Origin of the sequence: Helicobacter turcicus (assembly GCF_019711685.1) — a bacterium.
Taxonomy (GTDB): Bacteria; Campylobacterota; Campylobacteria; order Campylobacterales; family Helicobacteraceae; genus Helicobacter_D; species Helicobacter_D turcicus.
The window spans coordinates 1-4,665 of sequence record NZ_JAIGYQ010000020.1; the positions used below are offsets into that span (position 1 = coordinate 1).

The following is a 4,665-nucleotide window of genomic DNA, read 5'->3' on the forward strand; positions in this document are numbered from 1 at the left end:
TTATGCCTCATAGAATCACAGAAAGGGGTCAAAAATCGTTTTTAATCGTTTAGGGGTAGTTTGGTATTGTTTTTGGTTTAAAATTGATTTATGGGCTTAATTTTTTAAAAAATGAAAAACACCAAGAGAAAGAGCGGCACAGGCAAAGAGATAGGGGAATGAGTAGATAAAACAGACATAAATTATAAAATATTAGTCTATTTAAGTTATTTTTGGTATAATTTTGTGTGGTGAAGTTGAATTCCTTAGTGAATTAGGACTTCACTAAGGGAAATTTGCTTCGCCGAAAGGAGGAAGTCAAATTGAAAATCATCGTAATTATAGCATTAATTTGCATAATTGCAACCCCTGCTTTATAGCTTAGGTTGTTTAGGCTAGGCGGGCAAACACGCCTAGCCCTTATGCGATGATACCCCTTGTTTGCTAATAAACTAGAGAACTTTAAGAGATGAAAACACAAACAAAATCAATCAAAAAACGAGCAAATAAGGCTATTGTAACGCAAGACAATCGCTTCATATACGCTAAATACGATATGAATGCTAATGAGATGAAATTCTTTATGTGGATTGTAGCCCAACTTAACAGCCAAAAAGAGCAATTATTTCAAGTGTGCGAGATTCCATTAAGTGAGATTTTTCAAGTGTGGCAGTGGGGAGAAACAAGCGAGGGTTATAATTATGTGCGAGACCTTTGCTATTCTATGGCAAAAAAGGCTTATGTAGAGGATTTTAAGCTACTTGATGAAAAAACAATGAAAGAAAAAAGCGTATTCCAAGCTATGCCACTTTTTAAATTTATTAGGTATGAACAAGGGCAAAGCTATGTAACTTATCAACTCAACGACAGCCTTACAGAATATCTACTTGACTTAAAACGAGATTTTACACAGCTCAAATTTAGTGATATTCAGCAAATGAAATCCGCATACAGCATAAGAATCTACAATATGCTTGTATGCGAACTCAAACAAAACCGCCAAAGCTTGAAAATGAATCTTGCAGTATTACAGAATATCCTAGAAGTGCCTAAAAGCTTACAGGATTGGCAAGGATTTCAAAGGCGAGTTTTAGCTCAAGCCAAAAAAGACATTAATGCAAAATCTAATCTCATTTTGCTTGATATAAAAACATTTAAAACAGGGCGTAAAATTACAGATTTAGAATTTATATTTGACTATAAAAACAACGATAAGCGCATACAAAGAGACAAAGAAAAACAAGATAGCTTTAACGAAGCTCTTATAAAGGCAATAGAATCTTATGCTGGTAAAAGTATTTATTTTAAAGACTATGGAGAATTGATATACAGAAATTGGCAATGGGAAAATAATGATAAAAAGCGTATATTTGCAGTCTTTACACGCAAGAGTGATGAAAAGCTCATTTGCTTCTTAGTTAAAAATTTTAAAGATATTAATGCCCTACAAAAAGCAAAAGACAAAGCAGAGGAAATGTTTTACCTAGATACTGAAGCAGTAAAAGCGGGATTAGAGTTTAAAAAGAAACTAGAGCAAGGGAGCTTATTTAATCTTAACTCCCTTTTATCCCCTAAAAAATAGGTCTATCCATTAAAGCTCCCCTATTTCGTTGATTTATTAGATTCCATTGATTTTATCAAAAACAAAGTGCAAAAAATTATTGTGGCTAGACTGAAACCAACTAAGATTAATCCATTAATCATTCTATTTCCTCCAATTCCCTTAATCTCTTATTGTGTGCTATTAATACAAGCACAAATACTGAAGCTAGTGATATTAAAATCACTATCCCAATAAACACTTTTATAAGAGTGAGATTTTCTAAGTTTGCTACTGCATACCCCAATACACCGAATATTGATGTAAGAAATAATATGGCGAATACTCTTAATGTGCCTATTTGTTCTTTTATGCTGTCTCTCTTGCTCATAAAGTCATTATAGCATAGATGCTTTAAATCACACAAAAGGCAGGGGCAAAGCCCCCAAAGCGTTTAGAGTTTTAACCTAAATTCAAACTCTATGGAGAGTATTTTGAGTTTTAGGTATAATTCTCTAAAGCGTTTCTGTTTCTTTTTCATAGAAACGCCTTTATAGTGATTTTAGCCGAGCCTTGTTGGTTGCCTAACTTGGTTCGGCTTTTTTATTGTATCTAAATTGGCATATTATTGGTTATTTACAAACTCTCTAGTGTTTAATAAATACCTTGAATCTTTTGTGCAATCCATTCGTTTGCTTTTTGTAGATTTTTAAATGAAAGCTTAAAATCTTTTTTTATTTTTTCATCATAGCAAATTAGCTTATTTGTTTCATTGTCAAAATCTTTGATTATGGCAATAATTAATTTTTGTTTGGAATCGTAAAAAGAAATTTCAACTCCCTTGTAATTTTTAAATTCTTGTTTTGCTAAAATTTAATAAATGACATTTGACATTTCTTTTGTCGTTTATTTGGCGTAAAAAATGTCTGTTTTAGATATATTTTTGGCGTAAAAAATGTCTGTTTTAGATATATTTTTGGCGTAAAAAATGTCTGTTTTGGCGTAAAAAATGTCTGTTTTCGCAAAATCTACCCCCCACAAGTGCCGAAAAATAGGGCTTAAATTTTTGAAAAAGTGGACGTAAACAAGAATAAACAAGATATTATATTAAACAAGAGAAAATAGAATAAATGTCGTTGTAAATTAAATTTGCCCTTTATACCCCTTGCCGACATCCTATCCACTAGCTAATACGCGCTCCTAAAAGATATAGAAAAGAATTTTAAAAAGAATAAAAAAGAATCGCAAAGCAAAAAACTTGCAAAAACTGAAACGAAACTTAATAGAAAGTTTTGCTTTTTTGTCTTTTTGTTTTACTCAAAAACTTGCAAAATTTTTTCTTAGGTATAATTCTCTAAAGCGTTTCTGTTTCTTTTTCATAGAAACGCCTTTATAGTGATTTTAGCCGAGCCTTGTTGGTTGCCTAACTTGGTTCGGCTTTTTTATTGTATCTAAATTGGCATATTATTGGTTATTTACAAACTCTCTAGTGTTTAATAAATACCTTGAATCTTTTGTGCAATCCATTCGTTTGCTTTTTGTAGATTTTTAAATGAAAGCTTAAAATCTTTTTTTATTTTTTCATCATAGCAAATTAGCTTATTTGTTTCATTGTCAAAATCTTTGATTATGGCAATAATTAATTTTTGTTTGGAATCGTAAAAAGAAATTTCAACTCCCTTGTAATTTTTAAATTCTTGTTTTGCTTCATAGTCTGCACTTGTAGGAATGTGATTTTTTATGTTTTCTGCGATTCTTGCTTCTGCTTGTGCTTCTAGTTCCTCTTGCACTTGTTCGGGAGTGAAGTCAAAGCGAATTGCTGTAACTTTGTTCCCGCCTTTTTTGATTTTTTTATAAGTGAGATTTTGAAAAGGGATTCTCTTGCCAAAGTCAAAAAGATTTTGTTCTTGTGTTAGCTCTCTAAGGGCTGGTTTTAAAATTCTTTGGTCAATATTGCACATTTCATAATCACTTGGAATGTCTAAAATATCCTTAAATTCTTTAAAATCCCATTGCGCCCACCCTGTTTGCCTGTATTGCTTTAACAAGCGATAAAGCGTTTTAGTATATTTTCCACTAAGTGCGATAAATTCTGCAAGTTCAAAGCGGGTGAAGTTTGCGGTGATTTGATTAACTAAGTAAGAAAATGCAGGATTTACTTGCAATTCTACACGAGACAAGGTTTTAGTAGCTTTCCACTCCCAAATTGTAAATTTTTGGAATAGATTAATAATTTCTGTTCCGATTTCATCTTGGTTTTCAATGAGTATTTTAAAATCTGCTTTGAAAAATTTATCTTTCAAAATTACAAGTATGTTGCCTAAATCTTTATGTGTGAGATTTTCTGTGCTAAACTTTAAAAGCTCTTGTGGTGTAAATTCTATTAATTCTCCCTTTGGATTATCCCTAATTTTAGCAATAATCCCCATTAATATATTTTGCTCTTGTTCTGTGAAGCTCGGTAACTTGATTTTATTAAAGTCATTATGATACTTAACTATTTCTTGCATTGTAGATTCCTTGTTGTTTCTGCAAACAAGGGCGTAATACTGCGATAAGGGCTAGGCGTGTTTGCTTAACCTAGCCTATAACGCCACCTACCTAAAAGGCGGGTGTTATAATTAAGCATAGCAATATTATAATTGCAAATGCTATAATTATAAAGCGATTCATAATTTTGTTACCTCCTTTCGGAGCTACAAATTACCCTTAGTGGAGCGCAAATCCACTAAGGATTCAATAACTCCACAATCAATATTATACAATACTTTAATAACATTGTCAAATATTTGTTATTTATACTATTTAAAATAGTAGTCTCTAAACATTGTATTTGACGATTTTTTTAACGATTAAAATAACAAAATATTTATTTGTTATTGATACTCTCCTAATTTGTTATTGATACTCTCCTAATTTGTTATTGATACTCTCCTAATTTGTTATTGATACTCTCCTAATTTGTTATTGATACTCTCCTAATTTGTTATTGATACTCTCCTAATTTGTTATTGATACTCTCGCAAAGAACCCCTTTAAAATATCGTAAAATGCGAGGTTATCCCCCCCTCCTCGCGCGCGCGTATAAAAAATATTAAAAGAATTTAAAAGATCTTAAAAAGGGTCAGCTTTGCAAAAAACTTGCA

General features: G+C 31.6%; 3 protein-coding genes. 1 reads left to right on the forward strand and 2 read right to left on the reverse strand.

Annotated elements, in window-relative coordinates; all coding sequences use genetic code 11:
• The first annotated feature begins 448 nt into the window (after positions 1–448).
• A complete protein-coding gene (locus K4G57_RS08810; RefSeq protein WP_221532810.1) occupies positions 449–1,561 on the forward strand; it encodes a replication initiation protein in 1,113 nt (370 codons plus the stop codon).
• A 612-nt stretch (positions 1,562–2,173) separates the two neighbouring features.
• Here K4G57_RS08810 and K4G57_RS09370 read toward each other — a convergent pair.
• Positions 2,174–2,392 (reverse strand): hypothetical protein, encoded by a 219-nt coding sequence (locus tag K4G57_RS09370; RefSeq protein WP_221532811.1) that lies wholly within the window; start codon positions 2,390–2,392, stop codon positions 2,174–2,176.
• Positions 2,393–3,012: 620 nt separating this feature from the next.
• Positions 3,013–4,029: a replication initiation protein gene (locus K4G57_RS08820; protein WP_221561851.1), complete on the reverse strand. Its 1,017-nt coding sequence runs from the start codon at positions 4,027–4,029 to the stop codon at positions 3,013–3,015.
• Positions 4,030–4,665: the final 636 nt, after the last annotated feature.